General features: G+C 65.5%; 25 protein-coding genes. 6 read left to right on the top strand and 19 right to left on the bottom strand.

Features of this window, described 5'->3' with window-relative positions; translation table 11 throughout:
- Nucleotides 1-5: 5 nt before the first annotated feature.
- Entirely contained in the window at nucleotides 6-1,109 is a 1,104-nt protein-coding gene (locus N5C28_RS15225; protein ID WP_279823522.1) for an efflux RND transporter periplasmic adaptor subunit, read from the bottom strand.
- A gap of 267 nt (nucleotides 1,110-1,376) precedes the next feature.
- On the opposite strand from N5C28_RS15225, the gene N5C28_RS15220 reads away from it, so the two are divergent.
- The gene (locus N5C28_RS15220; RefSeq protein WP_279823748.1) at nucleotides 1,377-2,006 is read left to right on the top strand and encodes a TetR/AcrR family transcriptional regulator; all 630 of its coding nucleotides are present in this window, start codon (nucleotides 1,377-1,379) and stop codon (nucleotides 2,004-2,006) included.
- A 7-nt stretch (nucleotides 2,007-2,013) separates the two neighbouring features.
- Here the strand turns inward: N5C28_RS15220 and N5C28_RS15215 are convergent, their stop codons facing one another.
- Nucleotides 2,014-2,766 (bottom strand): class I SAM-dependent methyltransferase, encoded by a 753-nt coding sequence (locus tag N5C28_RS15215; protein WP_279823521.1) that lies wholly within the window; start codon nucleotides 2,764-2,766, stop codon nucleotides 2,014-2,016.
- Nucleotides 2,767-2,894: 128 nt separating this feature from the next.
- Between N5C28_RS15215 and N5C28_RS15210 the strand changes: the two genes are divergently transcribed.
- Nucleotides 2,895-3,662: a hypothetical protein gene (locus N5C28_RS15210; protein WP_279823520.1), complete on the top strand. Its 768-nt coding sequence runs from the start codon at nucleotides 2,895-2,897 to the stop codon at nucleotides 3,660-3,662.
- Here N5C28_RS15210 and N5C28_RS15205 read toward each other — a convergent pair whose 3' ends face one another.
- The 7 genes from N5C28_RS15205 to ppc form a co-directional block, all read right to left on the bottom strand.
- Complete coding sequence (locus tag N5C28_RS15205) at nucleotides 3,663-4,352, bottom strand: extensin family protein (RefSeq protein ID WP_279823519.1); 690 nt, start codon at nucleotides 4,350-4,352, stop codon at nucleotides 3,663-3,665.
- A gap of 6 nt (nucleotides 4,353-4,358) precedes the next feature.
- Nucleotides 4,359-5,189 carry an isocitrate lyase/phosphoenolpyruvate mutase family protein gene (locus N5C28_RS15200; protein WP_279823518.1) on the bottom strand — a complete coding sequence of 277 codons (831 nt, stop codon included), beginning with the start codon at nucleotides 5,187-5,189 and terminating at the stop codon, nucleotides 4,359-4,361.
- Nucleotides 5,190-5,256: 67 nt separating this feature from the next.
- A complete protein-coding gene (locus N5C28_RS15195; RefSeq protein ID WP_279823517.1) occupies nucleotides 5,257-6,126 on the bottom strand; it encodes a DUF72 domain-containing protein in 870 nt (289 codons plus the stop codon).
- Nucleotides 6,127-6,136: 10 nt separating this feature from the next.
- The gene (locus tag N5C28_RS15190; protein ID WP_279823516.1) at nucleotides 6,137-6,478 is read right to left on the bottom strand and encodes a hypothetical protein; all 342 of its coding nucleotides are present in this window, start codon (nucleotides 6,476-6,478) and stop codon (nucleotides 6,137-6,139) included.
- A gap of 140 nt (nucleotides 6,479-6,618) precedes the next feature.
- Nucleotides 6,619-7,299 (bottom strand): tRNA (adenosine(37)-N6)-threonylcarbamoyltransferase complex dimerization subunit type 1 TsaB, encoded by a 681-nt coding sequence (gene tsaB, locus N5C28_RS15185; protein ID WP_279823515.1) that lies wholly within the window; start codon nucleotides 7,297-7,299, stop codon nucleotides 6,619-6,621.
- 143 nt (nucleotides 7,300-7,442) lie between these two features.
- Nucleotides 7,443-8,090 carry an adenylate kinase gene (gene adk, locus N5C28_RS15180; RefSeq protein ID WP_279823514.1) on the bottom strand — a complete coding sequence of 216 codons (648 nt, stop codon included), beginning with the start codon at nucleotides 8,088-8,090 and terminating at the stop codon, nucleotides 7,443-7,445.
- Between the two features lie 250 nt (nucleotides 8,091-8,340).
- The gene (ppc, locus tag N5C28_RS15175) at nucleotides 8,341-10,977 is read right to left on the bottom strand and encodes a phosphoenolpyruvate carboxylase (RefSeq protein ID WP_279823513.1); all 2,637 of its coding nucleotides are present in this window, start codon (nucleotides 10,975-10,977) and stop codon (nucleotides 8,341-8,343) included.
- Nucleotides 10,978-11,164: 187 nt separating this feature from the next.
- Between ppc and N5C28_RS15170 the strand changes: the two genes are divergently transcribed.
- The 3 genes from N5C28_RS15170 to N5C28_RS15160 all read left to right on the top strand — a co-directional run bounded on the left by N5C28_RS15170 (nucleotide 11,165) and on the right by N5C28_RS15160 (nucleotide 13,066).
- Nucleotides 11,165-11,509, top strand: a complete 345-nt coding sequence (locus tag N5C28_RS15170; RefSeq protein WP_279823512.1) for a pilin assembly protein — start codon at nucleotides 11,165-11,167, stop codon at nucleotides 11,507-11,509.
- Nucleotides 11,510-11,810: 301 nt separating this feature from the next.
- Nucleotides 11,811-12,230: a DUF4398 domain-containing protein gene (locus N5C28_RS15165; RefSeq protein ID WP_279823511.1), complete on the top strand. Its 420-nt coding sequence runs from the start codon at nucleotides 11,811-11,813 to the stop codon at nucleotides 12,228-12,230.
- Nucleotides 12,231-12,277: 47 nt separating this feature from the next.
- Nucleotides 12,278-13,066: an OmpA family protein gene (locus tag N5C28_RS15160; protein ID WP_279823510.1), complete on the top strand. Its 789-nt coding sequence runs from the start codon at nucleotides 12,278-12,280 to the stop codon at nucleotides 13,064-13,066.
- Between the two features lie 134 nt (nucleotides 13,067-13,200).
- Here the strand turns inward: N5C28_RS15160 and N5C28_RS15155 are convergent, their stop codons facing one another.
- The 9 genes from N5C28_RS15155 to prfB form a co-directional block, all read right to left on the bottom strand.
- Nucleotides 13,201-13,521 (bottom strand): hypothetical protein, encoded by a 321-nt coding sequence (locus N5C28_RS15155; protein WP_279823509.1) that lies wholly within the window; start codon nucleotides 13,519-13,521, stop codon nucleotides 13,201-13,203.
- Entirely contained in the window at nucleotides 13,518-14,399 is an 882-nt protein-coding gene (locus N5C28_RS15150) for an alpha/beta hydrolase (RefSeq protein ID WP_279823746.1), read from the bottom strand. The genes N5C28_RS15155 and N5C28_RS15150 overlap by 4 nt, the downstream gene beginning before the upstream one ends.
- Entirely contained in the window at nucleotides 14,399-15,148 is a 750-nt protein-coding gene (locus N5C28_RS15145) for a TIGR00266 family protein (protein WP_279823508.1), read from the bottom strand. Before N5C28_RS15145 ends, N5C28_RS15150 begins: the two co-directional genes overlap by 1 nt.
- A gap of 109 nt (nucleotides 15,149-15,257) precedes the next feature.
- The gene (locus tag N5C28_RS15140) at nucleotides 15,258-15,917 is read right to left on the bottom strand and encodes a Bax inhibitor-1 family protein (RefSeq protein ID WP_279823507.1); all 660 of its coding nucleotides are present in this window, start codon (nucleotides 15,915-15,917) and stop codon (nucleotides 15,258-15,260) included.
- Nucleotides 15,918-15,963: 46 nt separating this feature from the next.
- Nucleotides 15,964-17,259: a flavohemoglobin expression-modulating QEGLA motif protein gene (locus N5C28_RS15135; protein WP_279823505.1), complete on the bottom strand. Its 1,296-nt coding sequence runs from the start codon at nucleotides 17,257-17,259 to the stop codon at nucleotides 15,964-15,966.
- 28 nt (nucleotides 17,260-17,287) lie between these two features.
- Nucleotides 17,288-17,839 carry a hypothetical protein gene (locus tag N5C28_RS15130; RefSeq protein WP_279823504.1) on the bottom strand — a complete coding sequence of 184 codons (552 nt, stop codon included), beginning with the start codon at nucleotides 17,837-17,839 and terminating at the stop codon, nucleotides 17,288-17,290.
- Between the two features lie 122 nt (nucleotides 17,840-17,961).
- Complete coding sequence (locus N5C28_RS15125) at nucleotides 17,962-18,675, bottom strand: TetR family transcriptional regulator (RefSeq protein ID WP_279823503.1); 714 nt, start codon at nucleotides 18,673-18,675, stop codon at nucleotides 17,962-17,964.
- A gap of 101 nt (nucleotides 18,676-18,776) precedes the next feature.
- Nucleotides 18,777-20,279: a lysine--tRNA ligase gene (lysS, locus tag N5C28_RS15120; protein WP_279823501.1), complete on the bottom strand. Its 1,503-nt coding sequence runs from the start codon at nucleotides 20,277-20,279 to the stop codon at nucleotides 18,777-18,779.
- Between the two features lie 74 nt (nucleotides 20,280-20,353).
- Nucleotides 20,354-21,449 (bottom strand): peptide chain release factor 2 gene (gene prfB, locus N5C28_RS15115; protein WP_279823499.1). Its coding sequence is split into 2 segments (ribosomal slippage): nucleotides 20,354-21,376 and nucleotides 21,378-21,449, totalling 1,095 coding nucleotides; the frame shifts between segments, so codons are not numbered across the junction.
- 169 nt (nucleotides 21,450-21,618) lie between these two features.
- Here prfB and N5C28_RS15110 point away from each other — a divergent pair.
- A complete protein-coding gene (locus tag N5C28_RS15110; protein WP_279823498.1) occupies nucleotides 21,619-23,280 on the top strand; it encodes a GGDEF domain-containing protein in 1,662 nt (553 codons plus the stop codon).
- Here the strand turns inward: N5C28_RS15110 and N5C28_RS15105 are convergent.
- Nucleotides 23,273-24,934: a GMC family oxidoreductase N-terminal domain-containing protein gene (locus tag N5C28_RS15105; RefSeq protein ID WP_279823497.1), complete on the bottom strand. Its 1,662-nt coding sequence runs from the start codon at nucleotides 24,932-24,934 to the stop codon at nucleotides 23,273-23,275. The genes N5C28_RS15110 and N5C28_RS15105 overlap by 8 nt on opposite strands.
- Nucleotides 24,935-25,668: the final 734 nt, after the last annotated feature.

The raw sequence follows: 25,668 nt of genomic DNA, 5'->3' as shown, positions 1-25,668 counted from the left end.
CGGGATTACTCCTTGGCCGCCAGCTCGACCACGCGGTTGTCGCGGTCGACCGGTCGCACCTCCTGCCCTTCACGCAGCACCTGAACCCCGGCCACCACCACCCAGTCGGTGGGTTTCAGGCCTTCGAGCACCGGCACCGTTTTCTCGCCATAGGCGCCGATGCGCACCGGGGCGCGCTTGAGGGTGGAGGTCTGCGGATCGACCACCCACACATAGGGGTCGCCCTGCTCGGCAGTCAGCGCCGAGAGCGGCACGGCCAGCGGCACGTCACCCTGGTGGGCGATGAACACCCGGGCACTCTGGCCCAGCTCGGCCGGCACGTCGTTGTCGGTGAAGGCCACACGGGCGGCGAAGGTGCGCGACTGCGGGTCGGCCGAGGGCGACATTTCGCGAATGCGCCCCGGGAAGCGCTGGTCCGGTTGCGACCACAGCTCCACGGCCACTTCCTGACCGACCTTGAAGCGGCCGAAGGCCTGCTCCGGCAGGCTAATCAACACCTCGCGCTCGCCGTCGGCAGCCAGGGTGAAGACCGTCTGGCCGGCGGCGACCACCTGGCCGACCTCGACCATGCGCCGCGCGATCACGCCGTTCTGCGAGGCGCGCAGCACGGAATAACCGGCCTGGTTGTTGGCCACGTTGAATTCCGCCTTGATCTGTTTCAGGCGCGCCTCACCGGAGCGGTAGAGGTTTTCCGCGTTGTCGTACTGCGAGCGGCTGACCAGGTTGCGCGAGAGCAGCGTCTTGTAGCGGTCACGTTCGGCACGGACCATCTGCAGGTTGGCCTCGGCCGCCGCCACCTGGGCGCGGGTCGCTTCCAGTTGCAGGCGCACGTCCTGGGGGTCGAGTTCGGCCAGCGGCTGGTCCTTCTTCACCAGTTCACCGACCTCGACCAGGCGCTTGGTCACCTTGCCGCCGATGCGAAACGCCAGTTCCGGCTCCAGCCGCGCGCGCACCTCACCCGGGTAGGTGTCCATCAGTTCAGCGGAGAGCTGGGGCTGCACGACCATGGCCGGGCGGATGGCTTGGGCGACCTGCTCGCCATTGCCGCAGGCAGCGAGTAGGACGATCAGACTGAACGGGACGGCGACGGACAACGCATGGCGGAACATGATGAATGACCTTTCGCAAAGGTTTGGAATATTTATACTGCCCGGTATAGTAAAAATAGCAAACTCATCAGTCCAGTATTAAAAATGACCAGCCGACACAGGATGTGTGCTCAATTGTTTCAACCAGGGTAGGCGCGGATAGCCGCTCGGCACGACGGATGAGGCACAGGTCGAAGGCAGTGCCCTCGACAGAAGATCACGAGCCCGTGGCGCGTCGTTCGCGCACGCGGGACAATCGACCGGATGAACCCAGTGAGCACTCCCCCCATGCTGCCGCCGAGCAGCGGCCCAGGCCGCCCCAAAGACCCCGCCAAGCGCGACGCGATCCTCGAGGCCGCCAAGACCCTGTTCCTGCGCAACGGTTACGACGGCAGCAGCATGGACGCCATCGCCGCCGAAGCCGGCGTGTCGAAACTCACGGTCTACAGCCATTTCACCGACAAGGAGAACCTGTTCTCGGCGGCGGTGAAGGCCAAGTGCGAAGAGCAGGTACCGGGCCTGTTCTTTGCCCTGCCCGAGGGCGCGCGGATCGAGAACGTGCTGCTGAACATCGCCCGTGGCTTCCATGTGCTGATCAACAGCTGCGAGTCGGTGGAACTGCACCGGGTCATGGTCAGCCAGGGCAGCCAGAGCCCCAAGCTGTCACGGATGTTCTACGAGGCCGGGCCGCAGCGGTTGCTGGACGGCATGGAACACCTGCTGGCCCAGGCGACGGCAGCCGGCCAGCTGGATATCGATGATGTGCCGACCGCCGCCGACCAGTTCTTCTGCCTGGTCAAGGGCGGGGCCAACTTCCGCCTGCTGGTGGGCTGCGGCGAGCCGCTGCAGGGCGAGGACGCGGAACAGCACATCGAAGCCTCGGTGAGCATGTTCATGCGCGCCTACGGGCCACGCTGAAGCGCCCTCAGGCGCCGGCTTCGAGCTTCTTCTTCGGATAGATGTCGTAGCGGCTGGATTTGCCTTCCAACGCATAGCCGGGCTTGTTGCCATCGATGGTCGGTGCCTTGCGCGGGCGCTTGACCACCACCCGGTGGCTGGCCAACTTCATGGCTGCGTCCAGCAAGGCTGGCGCATCCAGGTCATCGCCAACGAAGGGGCGGAACAGGCGCATCTCCTTCTTCACCAGCGCACTCTTGTCGCGGTGCGGGAACATCGGGTCCAGGTAGATCACCTGGGGCGGCTCGCCCTCCCAGGCGCGTAGCAAATCGATGGCGTTGCCCGTCAGCAGGCGCATGCGCGCCACGATCGCCCCCACCTCCGCGTCGCCTGCAGCCCGCGCCAGGCCTTCTTCCAGCAAGGCGGCGATCAGCGGCTGGCGCTCGATCAGGGTCATCGAACAGCCGAGGCTGGCCAGCACGAACGCATCGCGGCCCAGGCCCGCCGTGGCATCCAGCACCCGCGGGCGAATACCGGACTGTACGCCCACCGCCTTGGCGATCATCTGCCCAGCACCGCCGCCGAACAGGCGCCGGTGCGCCACCGCCCCTTCGACGAAATCCACCCGCACCGGGCCCGGCGCCTGGGGCCCCAGCTCCACCAGTTGCAGACCGGCATCACCCAGTTGCAGGGCGAACTCGCTCTCCCCTGCCTGCGGCAAACCCAGGCGTGCAGCCCAGGCAGCGGCATCGGCCGCCAGGTGCGGTGCAAGGGCGTCCATGCGGACAGTGGCTATAGGCCGTTCGTTTGTCATGAAGAAATGTGCTCAGAAAGTGTTCATCTCGGCGAACAGACCGCCGATAACCGAATGACGCGCATTTTGCCAGACCCGACCGCACAGAGTTGAACATGTTCGACACGACCCACGCGCTGCGCACGACGCCCACCGGTTCGCTGCCCCACCTGGAGCGCGACCTCGACGCCGGCCTGCGCGACTCGCTGGACTACCAGATCCTGCGCCGCACCCTGATGCCCGAGGCCCCACCGCCCGAGCCTGCGCCGGCGCCAGAGCCCGCTGCCGCGCCGGCCAGCGAGCCGTTGGAGGTCGCCCAGCAGGCCGAAGCCTTCCTGAATGTGGTGGAACAGCGCGAACTGAACCTGACCGTCACCGTCCCTGCCCAGCCGCAGAAAACCGATCCGCTGGCGCTCGATCTGGCCGGTAACGGCTTCAGCACCAGCGGCCTGCAGCGCAGCATCGCCTTCGACCTGAATGGTGACGGCCGCCGCGAGCAGATCAGCGTGCCGACCGGCGATGATGCCCTGCTGGCGCTGGATCGCAACGGCAATGGCCGGATCGATGACGGCCGGGAACTGTTCGGCGACCACCACGGCGCCCGCAACGGTTTCGCCGAGCTGAGCAGGTTCGATGACAACCAGGACGGCCGCATCGACGCCCAGGATGCGGTATTCGAGCGCCTGAGCCTGCTGCGCTTCGATGCCGCCGGTCGCCAGCACACGCAGAGCCTGGCCCAGGCCGGGGTCAGCGCCATTCGCCTGGACGCCCGCGACGTGCAGATCGCCCTGGGGGCCTACGACGAGATCGCCCAGCTCGGCCAGTTCGAATTCGGTGACGGTCGCACGGGCACCGCCGCGGACCTGCTGCTCGCCAGTCGCTAGCTAGCGGCACATGCGGAACAGGCCCATGTCGACATGGAAATGATCGAGGTGGGCCTGGTTGTATTCCGGCCCGAGGGTGGTGTTGAAGCTGTCGCAGGCCGCATCCCGCACCCGGCGCAGAAAGCGTGCGTTATCCCCCTCCCCCGGCCAGTCCTTCAATACGCTGACCCGGCGCCCATCGGCCAGGCGAAACCCGACGATATCCAGGGCATTGGCGCTGGCGTGCTGGCTGCGGCGCTGGCTGCCGGCGATGGAGCGGCAGGCGAAACTGCCGACATGCTCGACCCGCGTGACCGGCTGCCCGAATACCTCGCGGGCGGCCGGTTGCAGGCCATGCCGTTCGAACAGGGCGAAGGCCGCCGCCAGCGGACAGGTGGCGATGAAACTGCTGCTGAAGGTTACATCGGACGCCTGCACGCGCACGGTGTTTTCCAGCGGGCAATCCGGAGTCGGCTGGCTGTCGGCCAGGGCCACATAACGCAAAGGTGACGTCGCCAGGGCCTGTTCGCACAGGCCGTGGTCGTCCTGCAGGCGCCAGAGTTTGAAGGAGGTCAGCAGGTTCGGCGTGTCGCGGATATCCAGCGGCGCCCAAGGGTCCCAGCGCGACGGGATGTCGATCCACTTCTGGTGCACCGCCAGCGGCCCACCCACCAACACCACCAGCAACGACAGCCAGAAAAAACGCACCATACCCGCTTAGCGCCCGAACAGCTCGTTGAGCGTCGCGAACGGCATGGCCTGTTGCACGTCCGCCAGGCTACCGCGGCTGGCCAAGGCCTGGGCCGCGTCGAAGAACGCCCCGTAGGCCGTTCGGGCCATGCTCGATCCCAGGCTGACCCGCTTGACGCCCAGCTCGGCCAGTTCTGGCAAGGACAGCTGCAACGCCGGCGAACCGACCAGCACGTTCACCGGTCGCGGCGCCACGGCACTGACCACGGCGGCGATTTCCTCGCGGGTGGTCAGCCCTGGCGCGTAGAGCACGTCCGCCCCCGCTTCGGCATAGGCCACCAGGCGGCGAAGGGTGTCGTCCAGGTCCTCATGGCCATGCAGGTAGTTTTCCGCCCGGGCCGCCAGGGTGAAGGGGAACGGCAGGCGGCGCGCCGCCTCGACCGCGGCCTGGATACGCTCGACGGCAAGGCTCAGGGGATAGATCGGCGACGCAGCCAGACCGTTGGCGTCTTCGATGGAACCGCCGACCAGGCCGATACGGGCGGCCAGGGCGATGGTCTCGGCGCAAGCCTCGGGCGCGTCACCGTAGCCATTTTCCAGGTCGGCGGCCACCGGCAGCGCCGTGGCCTCGACGATGGCCCGGGCGTTGTCCAGGCACTCGTCCCGCGACACCCGGCCTTCGGCATCCGGTCGCCCAAGGGCGAAGGCCAGGCCGGCGCTGGTGGTGGCCAGGGCCTCGAAGCCCAGGCTGGCGAGCAGCTTGGCCGAGCCCGCATCCCAGGGATTGGGCAGGATCAGCAACCCTTCGCGTTGGTGCAATGCCCGGAAAGCCTCGCCACGTTGCGCCTGCGTGTGCATATCAGTCCTCCGCTTCGATGGTCTTCACCTTGAAGCGTAACGCACGCCCAGGCAAGCCCGCGCGCCGTCAGAGCAGGCCCAGTTGCTCCGCCGCCGGCTCGACGTCCGGCTGGTTCAGGGCGGGCAGGCCTGGCAGGCGTTCTCGTAACAAGGTGTGAAAACGCTGGGCCTGGGCAGCGGCCAGGTGGTTGTCCGGGGTGTGCAGGAACACACAGGGCGTCAGGCCCAGGCCGATCCAGTCCGCCACCTTGTCCACCCAGGGCAGGAGGAACGGCTCGTTGGCCGTCAGGTCGGGACCGCCGATGAAGCGCACCTGGGGACTGTCGCTGAAGGCCGTCGGGCGTATGGGCAGGCGCGGCTTCTTCGACTGCGCGTGCAGCACCGCCGGATCGCGGGACTGGCAGCTGAACAGGGCCCGGGAATCCAGGCAGATACGCTCCACGCCCAGGCCATGCAGGAGCCGGTTGAGCGCCCGCTCCTCCTCGCCTTTGGCGAAGAACGCCGGGTGCCGCACCTCCACCGCCAGCCGTCGGCCGGAAAAGGCGTCGAGCCAGGTCGCCAGCTCCCCCAGCCGTGGCGGACCGAAGGCGGCTGGCAGCTGCAACCAGAGCGGTGCCACCCGCTCGCCCAGCGGAGCCAGCAGCTTCAGAAAGGCTTCGGTCTGGGGAAACTGGTCACGCAGGTCGCCCTCGTGGCTGATGTCCCGGGGCAGCTTGGCGCAGAAGCGGAAATCGGCAGGCATCTGCTCGGCCCAGCGCAGTACGGTGTCGGCCGAGGGACGTGCGTAGAAGGTGGTGTTGCCCTCGACCGCGTTGAACAGCCGGCTGTAGTGGATCAGGCGCTCGGCGGGACGCAGGTCGTCGGGGTAGATGCTGCCGTGCCAGGCGGCTTCGCTCCAGGAGGGGCAACCGAGGAAATAGGCGGGAGGCGTACTCACCGAACCGGGATCAGGCGAACAGGTCGAGACCCAGCACCTGCTGCGCGTCGGACTCGCTGGCGAAGGAAGCGGTGCTGCTGTAGCTGGCAATGGCCTGGGCGGCGCGGTTGCTCAGGGTTTGCTGGTAGCCGAGGTTCTGCGCACGGGCGGGCAAGCTGTCGACACCGGCACTGGAGGCTTCGACCTTGCGGGCCTGCGGCGTCTGCTCGAATCCCTGGGTAGCGCCCGGCAGCGCAGGTTGTTCACGGCGCGCCTCGACCTCGCGCTGCGCTTCGCGAAACGGCGTGACGGCCGTCCCTGAACGAGGGCCGCGATCGGGCGAGTAGGAAGGTATTGAACCGTCGATGCGCATCAGTTACTGCTCGGCGAAGATCGCCAACCGGGTTGAGGTGAGGGCAATTTAGCTGCGCCAGCGCGGCTTGGCAATCCGCCATCGTCGATCCAGCCTCCCGGCATGACCAATGGCGCTGGCCGAGACGAGGCGGTGCGTGGTCAGACCGGCTGCTTGGGCGAGGCCACCTTGTCACGCAGGTACACCGGCTGGGCATCGTCGGCCGCCACGGCCTCGCCCCGGGCCCAGGCGAAGCGCGCCAGGCTCAGCAGGTCTTCGGCGTGGGGCAACAGGGCATCGTCGCGCCCCTGCACCGCCACCGGCAGACGCGCCGCGTAGCTGCCCCAGCCGGTCCCCGCACCGAACCAGTCGCCCGCCGCATCACGGGGCAGGCTCGCCTGTTCCGGTGGCAGCACCGCTTCGACACCGGCCAGGCGCATTTCGCCCTGCTCGTTGCGGTAGCAACCCCAGTACACCTCGTCCATACGCGCATCGATGGCAGCCGCCACCTGGTTCGCCCCGTGCTCACGCAGCGAACGCTGGGCCAGCACGGCCAGGTTCGACACCGGCAGCACCGGACGGTCCAGGGCGAACGCCAGGCCCTGCACCACGCCGATGGCGATGCGCACACCAGTGAACGCGCCGGGGCCACGGCCGAAGGCGATCGCATCCAGGGCCGACAACGGCACACCGGCCTCGGCCAGTAGCTGCTTGATCATCGGCAGCAGGCGCTGGGCATGCAGGCGGGGCGCCACTTCGTAATGACAGGTCACCCGGCCGTCATGCAGCAGGGCGACGGAGCAGGCTTCGGTGGCGGTATCCAGGGCCAGCAGAGTGGTCATCGTGTTCACAATCGGACAGCAAAGGGGCGGGCATTAAAACGGTTTGGCGCTGTTTTTTCCACCTGCGTGCCCCGCCAGGCGACGGGAGAACCAGAAACGACAACGGCCCGCGAACGGGCCGTTGGCAATCCGCGACGCGGGTATCAGCTCAGGGCAGCGAATACCTTGGCGGTAATCTGGTCGACCGAGCCGACGCCGGCGATGGCGCTGTACTTCGGGGTGCCTTCAGCGGCGGCCAGCTTCTGGTAGAAATCCACCAGCGGCTTGGTCTGGGAGTGGTAGACCGACAGGCGATGACGCACGGTCTCTTCCTTGTCGTCTTCACGCTGAATCAGGTCTTCACCGGTTTCGTCGTCCTTGCCGGCGACTTTCGGCGGGTTGTGCTCGGTGTGGTAGACGCGACCCGATGCCGGGTGCACGCGACGACCGGCGATACGGCCGACGATTTCTTCGTCATCGACGGCGATCTCGACCACGTTGTCGATGGTCACGCCAGCTTCTTTCAGGGCTTCGGCCTGAGGAATGGTGCGCGGGAAGCCGTCGAACAGGAAGCCATTGGCGCAATCCGGCTGAGCGATGCGCTCCTTGACCAGGTTGATGATCAGGTCATCGGAGACCAGGCCACCGCTGTCCATGACGCTCTTGGCAACCAGGCCCAGCTCGGTGCCGGCCTTGACCGCTGCGCGCAGCATGTCGCCCGTGGAGATTTGCGGAATGCCGAACTTCTTGGTGATGAAGCCAGCTTGGGTACCTTTACCGGCACCGGGCGCCCCCAACAGAATCACGCGCATCGATGTGCTCCTCAAGATTTAAAGTAGTAATCGTCGGACTCGCCTCATGGGGCCAATCTCAGAATAGGGTTCAGCAGGGCCGCAAGCAGGCTACAAACTGCCAAAGGCCGATCAAGATACACAGCACACCCCCACCGCACAAGCCACCGAAAGTCGGACGAACACGGGCCTTCAGCAGGCCCGAAACGGGCTCCCGGCGGCGCCGAAAACACCTTGGCGAGCCTGCTGAAAGGTGCGCTCCGTCACACCCTCAACCCGTGTTGCGCAACCCCGCGGCGATCCCCGCCACGCTGACCAGCAAGGCTTGCTGCAACGGGCTATCCGCCTCGTTTTCACGCTGCCGGGAACGGGCCAGCAGCTCCGCCTGGAGCAGGTGCAGGGGGTCGAGGTAGGTGTTGCGCACGCTGATCGATTCCAGGGTCTCGGGGCTGTGCGCGAGCAACTGCGTCTGCCCGGTCAGGCCCTGTACCGCGACACAGGCCTGCGACAATAGGTCGCGTAAATGCGCACCCAGGGGTCGCAGCTCGGGCGTGACCAGGCGCTCGTCATACAAACGGGCGATCGCCCCATCCGCCTTGGCCAGCACCATCTCCAGCATGTCGATGCGGGTGCGGAAGAACGGCCAGTGCTCGCGCATCTGCCCGAGCAACGGGCCCTCGCCGCGCTGCAACGCGCTGGCCAGGGCATGGTCCCAGCCCAGCCAGGCCGGCAGCATCAGGCGGGTCTGGGTCCAGGCGAAGATCCAGGGAATCGCCCGCAGGCTCTCCACCCCGCCCTCCCGGCGCTTGGCCGGGCGGCTGCCCAGGGGCAGGCGGCCCAACTCCTGCTCCGGCGTGGCCTGGCGGAAGTACTCGACGAACTGTGGGTGCTCGCGCACCACGCTGCGGTAGGCGGTAACGCCATCGGCCGCCAGCTTGTCCATCAGCTCGCGCCAGGCGGGCTCCGGTGTTGGCGGCGGCAACAGGGTGGCTTCGAGCACGGCGGCCAGGTACAGGTTGAGGTTTTGCTCGGCGATATCCGGCAGACCGAATTTGAAACGAATCATTTCACCCTGCTCGGTGGTGCGGAATCGACCCACCACCGAGCCCGGCGGTTGCGACAGGATCGCCGCATGGGCCGGGCCACCGCCACGACCCACCGTGCCGCCGCGGCCGTGGAACAGCAGCAGCTCGACCTGGTGCTCGGCACAAATCTTCACCAGGGTTTCCTGAGCCCGGTACTGGGCCCAGGCCGCCGCGGTGGTGCCGGCGTCCTTGGCCGAGTCGGAATAACCGATCATCACTTCCTGCGGACCGTGCAGACGGGCCCGGTAACCGTGCAGACGCAGCAGGCGGTCGATCACCGCACCGGCGTTGTCCAGATCCGCCAGGGTTTCGAACAGCGGCACCACACGCATCGGGCGTTGCAGGCCGGCTTCCTTGAGCAGCAGTTGCACCGCCAGGACATCCGAGGCGGCACCGGCCATGGAAATCACGTAGGAGCCCAGCGACGCTGCCGGTGCAGCCGCCACTTCACGGCAGGTGGCCAACACCTCCGCGGTGTCGCCACTGGGTTTGAAATGCCCCGGCAGCAGGGGGCGACGGCTTTCCAGCTCGGTCAGCAGAAACGCCAGGCGCGTGTCTTCGTCCCACTCGGCGTAGTTGCCCAGTCCCAGGTAATCGGTGATTTCGCTCAGCGCCGCGGCATGCCGGGTGGAATCCTGGCGCACGTCCAGGCGCACCAGGAACAGCCCGAAGGTCGCGGCACGGCGCAGGCAGTCCAGCAGAGGGCCATCGGCGATCACGCCCATGCCGCAGGCATGCAGCGACTGGAAACACAGCTCCAGCGGTGCCATCAGGTCGCGGTTGTCCTGCAGCACGGCTGGCGAGGCGGCCGGCTGGCCATGCAGCGCCTCATGGGCCCAGGCGCGGGTGGCACGCAGGCGTTCGCGCAGCTGCTTGAGTACATGGCGATAGGGCTCGGCGCTGTCCCCGGCCTGGGCGCGCAGCTCCGGGCTGGCTTGTTGCATCGACAGCTCGGCGGCCAAGCTGTCGACATCGCGCAGGTACAAGTCGGCAGCCATCCAGCGCGCCAACAGCAGCACCTCCCGGGTGACGGCGGCCGTCACGTTGGGGTTGCCGTCGCGGTCGCCGCCCATCCAGGAGGCGAAGCGGATCGGCGCAGCTTCCAGGGGCAGACGCAGGCCGGTGGCCTGGTGCAGGGCCTGGTCGGCCTTGCGCAGGACGGTCGGCACCGCCTGCCACAGGGAATGTTCGATCACCGCGAAGCCCCATTTGGCTTCATCCACCGGGCTGGGCCGGCTGCGGCGGATTTCCTCGGTGTGCCAGGCCTCGGCGATCAGGCGTTGCAAGCGTTCGGCCACTTCGCCCCGCTCGGCGTCCGAAAGGTCGCTGTGGTCCTGGGTCGCCAGTTGGGCGGCCATCGCGTCGTATTTCTGGATCAGGGTGCGGCGCGCCACCTCGGTCGGGTGCGCGGTCAGTACCAGCTCGACCTCCAGCCGGCCGACCTGCCGGGCCAGCGCCTCGGGCTGGTGCCCACCGGCCAGCAGACGCTGCAACAGCTCAGGCAGTACCCGGGACTCGAAGGGCTCGGGCTCGTCCGGCGAGCGGCGGCGAATGCGGTGGTACTGCTCGGCGATGTTGGCCAGGTTAAGGAACTGGTTGAAGGCCCGGGCAACCGGCAGCAGTTCATCGTCATCCAGGCCATCGAGGGTTGCGGCGAGTTGTTCGGCGCCCTCCTCCGAGCCGCGCCGTGCGGCCTTGGCGCCCTTGCGGATGCGTTCGATCTTGGCCAGGAATTCCTCGCCGTGCTGGGCGCTGATGGTGTTGCCGAGCAACTCGCCGAGTTGGTGCACATCCTCGCGCAGACGCGCGTCGATTTCTGCCATGGCTGACTCTCCGCTGATCCCCTGAGCCTCAAGAGTGCCCAGCGCGACAGGTTCTTACAAGGGTTCGACACCGAACCGATGGCCGCTGCACGCGGTCTAGGCTTATAAGGGCGGGCTTCACAAGGGCCCGCTCCCGCAACCTGACCGCAACGTGGCCTACCACGAGTCGCCACAGGATGAGGACACCATGAAGATTCGCGAGCTTGTTCGCCATTGGGAACAGAATGCAAAGGGCCGCCTGAGCATGAGCCCTTACCACATCCACCTGGACCTTGAAGCCGCCGCACGCCTGGCCGCGCTTTCCGAGATGTACCCCAAGCGACGCCCGGAAGACATCATCGGCGAGCTGATCGGCGCCGCCCTGGAAGAGCTGGAAACCAGCCTGCCCTATGTGAAGGGCAGCCAGGTCGTGGCTACCGATGAAGAAGGCCATCCCCTGTACGAAGACATCGGCCCTACACCGCGCTTCCTGGCGCTGTCGCGCAAGTACCTGCACGACATGCAGAACCAGCAGGACAGCACCAGCCACTGACGCCGTCCCGCTCAGCGCCCCCTCCCCATCGGGAGCGGGGCGGCTTTGTGCGCGTGCGAAATTAAATTCACCAAGCTGCTTAAACCGCTGAAAATCGCCGTAAAAATCAAATTTTGTAATTTTTTTTGAACGTTTCAGCTTTTTCCAGACTCAGAAAAAACATGCCGCGCCGACCAACGGTCATTGCTAGCGCAGATGCCGCCCTTCGCGCACTGCCCTTCGCAAACCCGGTCCGAGTGTTGGCTGGTGACCATCATGGGAACCGAATCTGAACCAGGAAACTCGCAATGGAGCTGAAACCATGATCATCAACACCACCCAATCGCCACGTACCACGCTGCACAGCTGGAAACTCGCCGCCCTGGCCATCGGTGGCTCCCTGCTGCTCGTCGGTTGCGCCAGCAACCCGCCCACCGAACAGCTCGCCGTGACCCAGTCGGCAGTGAACAACGCCGTGAGCGCCGGCGGTACCGAGTTCGCTGCCGTGGAAATGAAGATGGCGCAGGACAAGCTCAAGCAAGCCGAGCTGCAGATGCACGAAGAAAACTACGAAGAAGCCAAGCGCCTCGCCGAACAGGCGGAATGGGATGCCCGCGTGGCCGAACGCAAGACCCAGGCGGCCAAAGCCGAAAAAGCCCTGCAGAACGCCCAGCAAGGCATTCAGGACCTGCGTGAAGAAAGCCTGCGCGGCACTCAGACCCTGCCCCAGACCGGCAACTGAGCCCCGACGCGCACTGACTCCACCTATCGATAAAGGATGACCCGACCATGCGTAATCAAGTGATGATCCCCGCCCTGCTGGCCCTGAGCGTTGGACTTGCCGCCTGTTCTTCGCAGCCCAACGTCAACCTGGAACAGGCCCGCAGCAACTACGCGACCCTGCAGACAGACCCGCAGGCCAGCAAGCTGGCGGCGCTGGAAACCAAGGACGCGAGCGACATGCTCGACAAGGCCGAGCAGGCCTACCGCAACGACGCCGACGAGAAGAAGGTCGACCAGCTGTCGTACCTCACCACCCAGCGCGTCGAAGTCGCCCGCCAGACCATCGCCCTGCGCACCGCCGAGCAGAACCTGGAGCAGACCGCGGCCCAGCGCGCCCAGGCTCGCCTCGACGCCCGCGACCAGCAGATCCGCAAGTTGCAGATGGACCTGCAGGCCAAGCAGACCGAGCGCGGCACCCTGGTGACCTTCGGTGACGTGCTGTTCGACGTCGACCGCTCGGAGCTGAAGACCAACGGCCTGGGCAACGTGAATAAACTGGCAACCTTCCTCCAGGAGAACCCGGAGCGCCAGGTGATCATCGAGGGCTACACCGACAGCACCGGTTCGGCCGCCTATAACCAGAGCCTGTCGGAGCGCCGCGCCAACGCGGTACGCACCGCCCTGGTGAAAATGGGCGTGTCCCCCGAGCGCATCGTCGCCCAGGGCTATGGCAAGGAATACCCGGTCGCCAGCAACAGCGACGCCTCGGGCCGTGCCATGAACCGTCGCGTGGAAGTGACCATCTCCAATGACTCGAAGCCGGTCGCCCCGCGCTCGTCGATGGGTCAGGGCTGAGTACTGTCCGATAGTGAAAAGCCCCGCTTCGGCGGGGCTTTTTCATGGGTGCATGTCGGCCCGGATACTTCTACATAACTGTAGGAGCGGCCTTGGCCGCAAGCCCGGCGGTCAGCAGACAGGACCGCCGGCCCTTACTGGGCCGCGCCGCCCATGCCGCCGGTGCAGCGCACGGCCTGCTTGCGCTGATCGACCAGCACCCCGGACAGGCCTTTCTGCTCCATGTCGAACAGCACCACGATCCCATCGATGCACTGCGCCACCTGGCTGGCAGGCTTGAGCGACACCTTGTAGTCCTCGCCCGGGATGGTCTTGAGCATGGTGAATTCCGACAGCAGCAACGCATCTTCGGGCTTGGCGATGTGCAGGTAGCCGTAATAGCCGAGCACCGCCACCGTGGCGCAGATGCTGCCGATACCGGTGAGGATCAGAGGGATGGGATTGCGTTCGCTCATTGTGGACTCTCAGGATTGGGGACTTCAGCCAGACGACGCAGGCCAGTGAAACCGCGCGGATCGCTCATGAACAGCAGCATGACCTGGCGCCACGTCGGGTCGGCAAAGGTTTGTACATGCCCGCCACGGGTTGGCTGGAACAACCGTGGCGCGGGCGCAGCTTGATACAAGCGCACGCCATTGGAAAGCGGCACGATGTCATCGTCAAGGCTGTGGTAGAGCAGCAGGGGCAATCCGTCGAGCCGCGACACCGCGCGGATCGCGCTGTCGCCGTCCGGTATCAGCCAGCTCAGGGGCACCTGCAACGGCCAGGTCAGCCAGCCGGTGCTCAGCGCATAGCGGGCGCTGTCGCGGTAGCTGGCCGGTACGCCATCGAGCACCAGGGCCGACAGCTTCGCCCGCTGCTGCGGGTGCTCGGCCAGGTAATGCACGGCCAGTGCGCCGCCCAGGCTTTGCCCCAGCACCACCAGCGGTACCCCTTGGGTTTCCGGCGCCTGCTCCAGCCAGGTGAAGGCGGCTTCGATGTCCTGGTAGACCGCCGGCAGGCTCGGTTTGCCCTCGGACCGGCCGTAGCCGCGGTAATCCAGCATCAGGACCTGGTAGCCCTGCTCCGGCAGCCACCAACTGCCGCCCAGGTGGGTCGCCAGGTTGCCGCCATTGCCGTGCAGGTGCAGCACGGTGCCCTTCAAGGCAACGCCCTCCTTCACCGGCAGCCACCAGCCATGCAGGCGCGTGCCATCCTCGGCCTGCAGGGTCACGTCACGGTATTCCAGCTTCGCCCGTTCCGGGGTGAACGGCAGGCCGCGCTCCGGGTAGAACAGCAGCCCGCTGCACCCCGACAGGAGCAGGCTGGCCAGCAGCAGGCCGAGGGCGCGGATCATTGCTTGCCGCCGGCGCGTACTTCCTCGCGCGCGCGGAAGGTGGCCTCGTACACCCGCTCGGCCAGTCGGGAGAACGGCAGGCTCTGAATCCATACCGTGCCGGTGCCCTTGAGGGTCGCCAGCAGGATGCCTTCGCCGCCGAACAGCATGCTGCGCAGGCCGCCGGCCAGGGCGATGTCGTAATCGATGCCGCTGGTGAAGCCCACCAGGCAGCCAGTGTCCAGGCGCAGGGTCTCGTTGTTCAGCTGCTTGCGGATGACCGTGCCGCCCGCGTGCACGAAGGCCAGGCCATCGCCCTGGAGCTTCTGCAGGATGAACCCTTCACCGCCGAAGAACCCGGCTCCCAGGCGCTTGTTGAAACTGATGCCGATGGACGTGCCGTGGGCCGCGCAGAGAAAGGCGTCCTTCTGGCAGATCAGCGTGCCGCCGACCTCCGCCAGCTGGATCGGCACCACGGTGCCCGGGTATGGCGCCGCGAACGCCACCCGCGCCTGCTGCTTGCCGGCGTTGGAGAAGTGGGTCATGAACAGCGACTCGCCGGTGAGCAGGCGCTTGCCCGCCCCCCACAGCTTGCCCAGCACACCGCTGGCGGCACCGTCGCCCATGCGCGTTTCGAAGCGCACACCGTCGGTCATGTAGTTCATCGCGCCGGCCTCGGCGATCACCGTTTCACCGGGGTCGAGGATGATCTCCACGGACTGCGCCGACGCGCCGAGGATTTCATAGTCGAGTTGATGGCTGGGCATGTACGGGTCTCCTTGGGCTTCAGGTCCCGGGTTGACCCGGGCTGGTCAGGCTTCGTTCACAGGTGAACGGCAGTATGGGTTACCCGAAACAGACCGCGTAACCGGCCGATCATTTGCGTCCGAGTATCCGCAGAATGCGCAGGAACAGGTTGATGATGTCCATGTAGAGCGCAGCGGCGCTGTCGATCGCGTTGTCCAGGGTCTTCGGAATCTGGTTGGCGCGCCCCCAGTCATAGCCAATGTAACCGCAGAAGATCAGCACCACGATCCAGTCGAGGATGCCATGGTGGATGCCGAACACGAAGATTTCCACCAGCTCCACGATGATCACCAGCAGCAACGCCACGGTTAACGCCGAGGCGATCCGCTCGAAGAACGCCGGAAACAGCGTGCCCAGTACCATCATTGCCACCGTCACCAGGGCGGTGATGCGGATCGCCTCCAGCACCAGGCTCGGGTCGTAGCGACTGACCACCAGGTTGATGATCAGCCCGAACGGCACGACCACCAGGTTGTAGCCCAGGAAACTCACCAGCGGATGGGTCGAACGGCTGAACAGGTAGATGCCGAACATGCAGCACGCGAAGTAGCCACCGAAGAACACCCAGCTGTTGATGCTGCGTATCCATTCGGTGCTGATCGTATCGACCATCCACCAGTTGATCAGAAAGCCCCAGAGCAGGGTCAGGCCAATGACCAGGTTGTAGGCCCCCGGGCTGATGGTCCGATCCGTAAGCTGTCCTTGCCGCTCGAAAACCGAGTGTTCCATGTCGTACTCCCTGTACGTGGTTGCTGCAGCGCCGGAGCGGCGCGAATCAGAGGATATTGGCGTAGTCCGCTTCGATGCGGTCCAGGCTCAGGTGGTTGAGGAAGTTGGAGAAGCACATCCAGGCCGACAGCGAGTTGAGGTCGCGGAACTGCTGGGGCAGGTACTTGGGCGCGGTCACCAGGCCTTCATCGACCAGTTGGCGCAGGGTGCGCATGTCTTCGAGGGTGGTCTTGCCGCAGAACAGCAAGGGGATCTGCTCCAGCTTGCCCTTGCGCACGGCGAGCTGGATGTAGTTGTAGATCATGATGAAGCCTTTCAGGTAGGACAGGTCCTTGGTGAAAGGCAGGCCGGTGGGGCTGGAGCCGCGGAAGGCGCGACTGGCATTGCTGTAGCTCTGCTCCAGGCTGAAGCCCTGCTCGCGGTAGAAATCGCAGACCTGAATGAAATCCGCGCCCTGCTCGGCCATGTGGATCGCGCGGGTGCGGTTGGTCAGCTTGCGCAGGCGGGTCGGGTAGGAGGCGAAGGCGATGACCTCCATGAGGATCGCCAGGCCTTCCTGGGTCACGGTGGACGAGGGAGGCCCCTTGGCCAGAAAGGTGCAGATCGGCTGGTTCTGGCCATTCAGGGTGGTGGCGACGTGCACCAGCCCTTCATGCACTTCCAGCGCCTTGACGTCACGTTCGTTGAACATCGCATCGGCGCGGATCTTGATGTAGTCGGCCCCGGCGGCCGCATCGGCCAGGATACCGTCGGACTCGAACACCCGGATGGTGCCCTCCTCCTCGCCGAACACCAGGTTCAGCCGGCTTTGCAACAGCTGCACGGCATCCTTGGCGGTCAGGGTCTTGGGTTCGTCCTTGAGGTCGCCACGGTCATCGATCTTGTTCAGGTAGTCGGAGAACATCAGGCCGAGGTCGGCCAGGGTTGGGTCGCCGGCATGGAAGGCGTCGGAGGCCGCGCCGTAGAGCTCCTGGGAGATCAGGCCGAAATCCGGGGTGCCCCGGGCCTCGAGCATGCGGATCACCATGCGGTATTCGCGGCACATGCGCCGCATGATCTGCCCGACCGGGTTGAACTGGCCGAGCTGGCGGGTGATGTCGCGCTCGATGTTCTGCAGTTCGAGCTTCTTCGCCGCCGGGTCGAACGCCAGTGGCCTCGCCTCGTAGTAGGCCCGGTCGATGGCCGGCAGCTCGCGGCCCTTGTCCTTGAGGAACGCCTTGCGCACGTTGTCGCCCCACTTCACCGCGTCCAGCACGCGGATCGGAGTTTGCGCCTCGACGATACGGTCGGACAGCGCCCGCACGATCAGTTGGTAGTCGTCCAGCTCTTGGTGACTGTTCATCACACCCTCGATGTTGCGGTCAGGGCGCTCACGGCCCGACCCGCTGATAACGCGCCACCTCGATGAAGACGTCGGAATTGGCCTGGTCATCCAGGTAGGCGAAGACCTTGTCCAGCGGGCTGGTGATCAGCGCACCGTCGCCATGGGGGGTGTCGACCACCGCCCCTTCCAGTTGCCCCTGTTCCAGCTCCTGCAGGACCCGGTCGACGTCGAGGTTGTAGATGACCAGCTCGTTGTCGGTGGTCAGCTCGAAACCGGCGATGGCGAAGTTCGCCCCCAGGCTCTTCGGCAGGCCCGCCGACAGGTACCAACGCCGCCCATGGTGGGAGACGGTGAAGCTGTATTCGGTGAGGCCTTCCAGGTTCTCCGGGCTGTCTTCATAGGTCTTGGCCTTGTAGACGTTGGAGCCGGCCCGGATGATTTCCAGGTACTGCTGCTCGCCCCATTCGTTCTTGCGCGCCCATTCGCCCAGCAGCGGTATGGGGGCCGCCTCATTGGCGGGGATCGGATCCTTGAACGTGACCAGGCAACCACTCAACAACAGGAATGACACGGCGACCAATACACGCCAGGCGTTCATCGTTTGCTCCTTAGTGCAGCGGTCCGGATATCCATTTACCCACAGCCTGCATCACGCCCGGCCCCAAGGCCTGGCGGATGCCCCTGTATTGCGATCGATCGAGCGTGCGACACGGTGGCCGGTCAAAGCCCCAGCACCATGTGCATGTAGCGTCTAAGAATGGCCAGCATGCCTTCGTTGTCCAGGTGTTCGACGCCGTCGAGCAGGCCCTGATACTCCATCCGCAGGATAATAGCCGTCAATAGCTTGGCATCCTGCTCGGGCTCCTGCGAACCCAGCACTTCGAAGAACTGCGTCACACCCTGCTGCAGAATCTGCCGGTGCGCCTTCACCAACTCGTGCAGACGCGGGTTGAGCAGCGCCTCCTGCTGGAAGGCCTGCTCGGCCAGCAGGTGCTCGCGACGGGTCAGCAACTGGTGGCGAACGTACTCCACCGCCACCCGGGCGATCTCGTCGGCCAGCCGGCGGCGCGACTCGGTGCTGCCATCCAGGCGGCTGACCTGTTCCTGGAGCAGGCCCTGGGTGCTGCTCCAGAAGTCCGCCATGTGCGCCGCACTGCGCTCGACGAAACGGGCGAAGGTGTCGGTGATCAGGTCGTTGATGTCTTTGAAGTAATAGGTGGTGGCCGACAGCGGCACTTCGGCCTCGGCGGCGACCGCTCGGTGGCGCACGGCACGCACCCCGTCACGGACGATGATGCGCATGGCGGCATCGAGGATGGCCTGGCGGCGTTGCTCGCTGCCCTGGCGGCTGGCCTTGCGGCCCTGGTACTGAACGCTCTCGGCAACGGCGTTGGCAACGGTGGTGGCGCTTTCTTTGGCTTGAGTACGAGTCACGGCAAGACAGTCCTCTGACGCAATCGGACAACGGCATCCACAGACAGGATAAGTCCAATACCGCACAACAAAAAGCCGCCCGGAGGCGGCTTTTTTCAACGTCAGGCTTGAGGGCGCATGTGCGGGAACAGAATCACGTCGCGAATCGACGGCGAATTGGTCAGCAGCATCACCAGGCGGTCGATGCCGATGCCCTCACCGGCGGTTGGCGGCATGCCGTACTCCAGGGCACGAACGAAGTCGGCGTCGAAGTGCATGGCCTCGTCGTCGCCCGCGTCCTTCTCGGCCACCTGGGCCAGGAAACGCTCGGCCTGGTCTTCGGCGTCATTGAGCTCGGAGTAGGCGTTGGCGATCTCGCGGCCGCCGATGAACAGCTCGAAGCGGTCGGTGACGTTGGGGTTGTTGTCGTTGCGGCGCGCCAGCGGCGACACCTCGAACGGGTACTCGGTAATGAAGTGCGGCTGCTCCAGCTTGTGCTCGACCAGTTCTTCGAAAATCATCACCTGCAGCTTGCCCAGGCCTTCATGGCCGAGCAGCTTGGCGCCAGCCTTCTTGGCGATGGCACGGGCCTTCTCGACATCGTTGAGGTCGTCGGCGGTGATGTCCGGGTTGTACTTGAGGATCGAGTCGAAGACCGACAGGCGCGCGAACGGCTCGCCGAAGTGGAACACCTTGTCGCCGTATGGCACGTCGGTACTGCCCAGGACCAGCTGCGCCAGCTCGCGGAACAGTTCCTCGGTCAGGTCCATGTTGTCTTCGTAGTCGGCGTAGGCCTGGTAGAACTCGAGCATGGTGAACTCGGGGTTGTGCCGGGTCGAAACGCCTTCGTTACGGAAGTTGCGGTTGATCTCGAATACCTTTTCAAACCCGCCAACAACAAGCCGCTTGAGGTACAGCTCCGGCGCGATGCGCAGGAACATGGCCATGTCCAGGGCGTTGTGATGGGTTTCGAACGGCTTGGCCGCCGCACCGCCGGGGATGGTCTGCAGCATCGGCGTTTCCACTTCGAGGAAATCACGCTCGGCGAGGAACTTGCGGATGTGCGCGATCACCTGCGAACGAACGCGGAAGGTGTGGCGGGTTTCTTCGTTGACGATCAGGTCGACGTAGCGCTGGCGGTAGCGCTGCTCGGTGTCGGTCAGGCCGTGGTGCTTGTCCGGCAGCGGGCGCAGCGACTTGGTCAGCAGGCGCACGTTGGTCATCTCGACGTACAGGTCGCCCTTGCCGGAACGGGCCAGGGTGCCTTCGGCGGCGATGATGTCGCCCATGTCCCAGGTCTTGACCTGGGCCAGGGTCTCTTCCGGCAGGGTCTTGCGGTTGACGTAGACCTGGATGCGACCGGTCATGTCCTGGATCACCATGAACGAACCCCGGTTGAGCATGATGCGACCGGCAACCCGGACCGGGATGGCGGCGGCTTCCAGCTCTTCCTTGGTCTTGTCGACGTACTGTTTCTGCAGGTCCGCGCAGTAGCTGTCACGGCGGAAATCGTTCGGGAAGGCATTGCCCTGCTCGCGCACGGCAGCAAGCTTTTCCTTGCGCTGGGCAATCAGCTTGTTTTCTTCCTGTTGCAGTTCATGTTGGTCGAGTTGTTGGTCGCTCATGGTCTTCGGTCTGCCTGGCGGGTGGTGCGGTATGAATGATCGAGAGCCGGCGCACCGGCTCTTGCTGACGTGGCTTACAGGCCCTTCTTGAGGCTCGCTTCCAGGTACTCGTCGAGGTCGCCGTCGAGGACCTTCTGGCAGTCGCTGCGCTCGACGCCGGTACGCAGGTCCTTGATGCGCGAGTCATCGAGCACGTAGGAGCGGATCTGGTGGCCCCAGCCGATGTCGGACTTGCTGTCTTCCAGCGCCTGGGACGCGGCGTTGCGCTTCTGCATCTCCAGCTCGTACAACTTGGCCCGCAGCATTTTCATGGCGGTGTCCTTGTTGGCGTGCTGGGAGCGTTCGTTCTGGCACGCCACCACGGTGTTGGTCGGTACGTGGGTGATACGGACCGCCGAGTCGGTGGTGTTGACGTGCTGACCACCGGCGCCCGAGGAGCGGTAGGTGTCGATGCGCAGGTCGGACGGGTTGATGTCGATCTCGACCTTGTCATCGATCTCCGGCGAGACGAACACGGCCGAGAACGAGGTGTGGCGACGGGCACCGGAGTCGAACGGGCTCTTGCGCACCAGGCGGTGCACGCCGATCTCGGTGCGCAGCCAGCCGAAGGCGTACTCGCCCTTGATGTGCACGGTGGCACCCTTGATGCCGGCGACTTCACCTTCGGACAGTTCGATGATGGTGGCATCGAAGCCACGCTTGTCGGCCCAGCGCAGGTACATGCGCAGCAGGATGTTGGCCCAGTCCTGGGCTTCGGTGCCACCGGAACCGGCCTGGATGTCCAGGTAGGCGTTGTTCGGGTCCATCTCGCCACTGAACATGCGGCGGAACTCGAGCGTCGCCAGGGCATCTTCCAGGCCCTGCAGCTCGGTGACCACGTCAGCCACGGCACTTTCATCGTTCTCTTCGACGGCCATGTCCAGCAGGTCGCGGCAATCGGCCAGACCGCCGGACAGCTTGTCCAGGGTCTCGACGACCTGTGCCAGCATCGCGCGCTCGCGGCCCAGCGCCTGAGCGTACTCGGGCTTGTTCCAGACGGCGGCGTCTTCCAGTTCGCGGTTTACTTCGACGAGACGATCATGCTTGTGATCGTAGTCAAAGATACCCCCGAATGGACTGGGAACGCTCGGTGAGGTCCTTGATGGTGTTCAGGATCGGATTGATTTCCATGGCTGGCGACACTCGCAGGTAAAACGTTCGGAAAAGCCGGCGAGTATACCTCACTCGTTGCGCGCCTTGCAGCCCGCAAGCGGCGCCGATTCACAGTCACACGGACCGGCGGCGCACTATACTCAGCGGCACACGTCCAGCAAGGATCGCCCACAGGAGCCTTCGTGCCATGCGCCTATCGCACAGCTTGCGCAGCCGTTTCGCCATTCTGATCGCCCTGCTGGTCGGCGGTCTCAGCTGGCTGCTCGGCACCCTGATCGGCCTGGATTCGAGCCAGCGCATTCGCGAGGAAGTGGGGCGGGACCTGGCGGAGCTGTCGTACATGATGATCGACCGTCTGGACCGCGACATGGAAAGCCGCGCCGGCATGCTCCAGGTGATCGGCAAGCTGCGTGCCCTGAGCGAGCCGGACGACATCGTCGAGATCCGGGTCCTGCTCGACCGCCTGCAGACCGAATTCCCGAGCATCGCCTGGGTCGGCTTCACCGACCCGGCAGGCACCGTGCTGGCTTCCAGCGATGGCGTGCTGGAAGGCGCCAGCATCGCCCAGCGCCCGGTCTACCTGGAAGGCAAGAAAGGCCTGTTCGTCGGCGACGTGCACGAAGCGGTGCTGCTGGCCAAGCTGCTGCCCAACCCGACCGGGGAAGCCATGAAGTTCGTCGACATCAGCCTGCCGGTGTTCGCCGCCGACGGCAGCCTGAGCGGCGTGCTGGCCAGCCACCTGTCCTGGACCTGGGCCGACGAGGTGCGCCTGTCGATCCTCGAACCGATGCAGAAGCGGCGCAACGTCGAGTTCTTCGTAATCAGCCAGGACCGCACCGTGCTGCTGGCGCCCAAGGAAATGATCGGCCAGCGCCTGCACCTGGAAGCCCTGGCGCCGTCGGACCACGCCTGGACGGTGGAGGAATGGCCCGACGGCAAGACCTACCTGACCGGTTTCGCCAACAGCCAGGGGCACGAGGACTACGCCGGCCTGGGCTGGACCGTGGTCGCCCGGCAATCGGTGGAGGAAGCCTACGCCCCGGCCCACGAGCTGATGGCGACTATCCTGCTGTGGGGCAGCGCCTTGGCCCTGCTGTTCGCCTTCGTCGGCTGGCTGCTGGCCGGCTACTTCACGCGCCCGCTGCGGCAGATCGCCGTGGCGGCCGACCGCCTGAGCGCGGGGGAAATCGCGGTGATCCCGGACATCAAAGGCACCCACGAGGTCGAGCTGCTGAGCCAGTCGATCCGCCACCTGGTGGAAAGCCTGACCCACCAGCAGACCGCCCTGGGCGCCATGGAGAACCTCGCCCACCATGACCCGCTGACCGGCCTGCCGAACCGCGTGGCCCTGGAAAAATACCTGCCCCGCGCGCAGCAGCGTGCCCAGGCAGCGCAGAACTGCCTGGCCCTGCTCTACCTCGACCTCGACGGTTTCAAGCCGATCAACGACCAGCACGGCCACACCGCCGGCGACCAGTTGCTGCGGGAAATGGCCGTTCGCCTGCGCGCCTGCCTGCGCGAGGGCGACCTGGTGGCCCGCCTCGGCGGGGACGAATTCCTGATGGTGCTGCAGGTCCCGAGCAGCGACGCCCAGCAGCAGGCGGGGCTGATCGCCGAACGCGCCCTCAAGGCCCTGAGTTCACCCGTCGACCTCAACGGGCAGACCGCCCAGGTCGGCTGCAGCATCGGCGGCGCCTTGTGGCCGCTGGACAGCAGCAACCTCAGCGAGGTGCTGGAACTGGCCGACCAGGCGCTGTACCGCGCCAAGCATGCCGGCAGGAACCGCGTGGAATTCCACCCCCGGCGCGTCCGCGACAGCACCCCGGACACCGAGCACGGCGTTATCTGACCGGCTCGGCCTCCCGCGCGGCAACGGGCGACACCACCGCTACCGGGGCCGCCCCGTTGAGGATCAGCTGCGCCGCCTTCTCGGCGATCATCACCACCGGTGAGCAGGTGTTGCCAGAGACGATGCGCGGCATGATCGACGCATCGGCGATCCGCAACCCCGGGATGCCGTGTACGCGCAGTTGCGCGTCGACCACCGCCTCCGCCCCGCTGCCCATCTTGCAGGTGCCGACCGGGTGGAAGATCGTCGTGCCGATGTCCCGCGCCGCCTCTCGCAATCCCTCGGCCTCCTGGTAGTCCGGGCCCGGCTTGTATTCTTCCGGCCGGTACGCCGACAGGGCGGGCGCCGCGACGATGCGCCGGGTCAAGCGGATGGCATCGGCCGCCACGTCCAGGTCGCGCTCGTCGCTCAGGTAGTTGGGCTGGATCAATGGCGTGTCGTTGACCCCGAGAGAGCGAATCTCCACCCGGCCGCGACTGTGCGGGCGCAGGTTGCACACCGACGCGGTGAACGCCGGGAAGCCGTGCAAAGGCTCGCCGAACCGCTCCAGCGACAGGGGCTGCACGTGGTACTGCAGGTTGGGCGTCGGCTGCTCGGAGCTGGAGCGGGCGAACGCGCCCAACTGGCTCGGCGCCATGGCCAGCGGCCCGCTGCGATTGAACAGGTACTCCAGGCCCATGCCCAGCTTGCCCCACAGGCTGCCGGCAACCTGGTTGAGGGTCTTCACCCCGCTGACCCGGTAGACCAGGCGCAACTGCAAGTGGTCCTGCAGGTTGCCGCCCACGCCGGCCAGCTCATGCTGCACGCCGATACCCAGGCGCTGCAGCAAGGCCCGAGGGCCGATGCCCGAACGCTGCAACAGCGTCGGCGTGCCGATGGCGCCGGCGCAGAGAATGATTTCACGCTGCGTCGCGATCTGCCGTTCCGTGCCCTGCCAGCGCACCTGTACCGCGCTGGCACGGCCGTCGGCCAGCACCACCCGCTGCACCTCGGCACCGGTCAGCACGCGCAGGTTGGGCCGTTGGCGGATACCGCGAAGAAAGGCCTTGGAGGCATTCCAGCGTACGCCCCGCCGCTGGTTGACCTGGAAGTAGCTGCACCCTTCGTTGTCGCCGCCGTTGAAGTCCTCGACGCTGGGAATGCCGCTCTGCGCCGCGGCCTGGCGGAAGGCTTCGAGCAGGTCCCAGGACAGGCGCTGACGCTCGACCCGCCATTCGCCGGCCGCTCCGTGCACTACCGACTCCCCGGCGAAGTGATGTTCCGTGCGTTTGAACAGCGGCAGCACGTCCTTCCAGGCCCAGCCCGGATTGCCCGCGGCCGCCCAGGCGTCGTAGTCGGCCGCCTGGCCACGCATGTAGATCATGCCGTTGATGGAGGAACTGCCCCCCAGCACCCGCCCCCGCGGATACCGCAACGCACGCCCGTTGAGGCCGGGCTCGGCCACGGTGTCGTAGCACCAGTCGGTGCGCGGGTTACCGATGCAATACAGATAGCCCACAGGCACATGAATCCAGGGATGCCAGTCGCTGCCGCCCGCTTCGAGCAACAGCACCCGTACCCCGGGGTCGGCGGAAAGCCGGTTGGCGAGCAGGCAACCGGCCGGGCCGGCCCCCACGATCACATAGTCGTAACTGTCCAGGAGCAACGGTGCCATCGGCGTCCTCGCAATGACCGACAGATCGGATGCATTGAGACTAGCTGCCCTCGGCCAGCGACAAAAGACCTCCAGATGCGATTCAACCTCTGAATGATGCGACATGGTTGATGTATCCGCTGGAAGCGCCTGCGGCCCGCACTACCGCCCTCTTCAGGCCAAGCGTCAAATACCAAGCGAACAGGCTTGGCCGAAGATCAGGCATCGGACCCAAGCCATGACTGCCTGATGCCGTGCAGCGTATGACGCTACCTGTCTTGCCCACCCCATGAAGGCGCCGAACGTTGGTCGAACTGGCAACTTTCGGCATCGGTGACAACTGCAACACGGGATTGAGGCGACTCAGCCACCACGCGCCTGCCGGCCCAATCGGCCTGAATGATCGGCCCCCTGGCAAGCGTTACCGTGAGAATTTCTCACACGCCAGCCAACTCATTCTGTTACCACGTCAAGCCCTGTTTCATGGGTGGTCCGAACACACCGGGTTTCATATATAAAATCCTTTAATTTCAATTACTTAAATAAAATAATTTGCGTGGCATGGTTAGTGCAAAAACGGAGTTGCAGGGCTTCCTCGTTCATCCTCATATCGGACAGTAACGGCGAAGCGCCTGGAAAACACCGTTAAGAAATGCTCTGAAAATGCCAGCACTCGAGCCCCAGAAATTATCTAAACAGGCCGCGGGGCGGACTCATGAAACTGGCTTTTCCGAACCGACTTAATAACTACAAAA

The sequence above is a fragment of the Pseudomonas sp. GD03944 genome, from assembly GCF_029839275.1.
GTDB lineage: Bacteria > Pseudomonadota > Gammaproteobacteria > Pseudomonadales > Pseudomonadaceae > Aquipseudomonas.
This window is presented reverse-complemented; position numbering and strand designations above follow the sequence as displayed.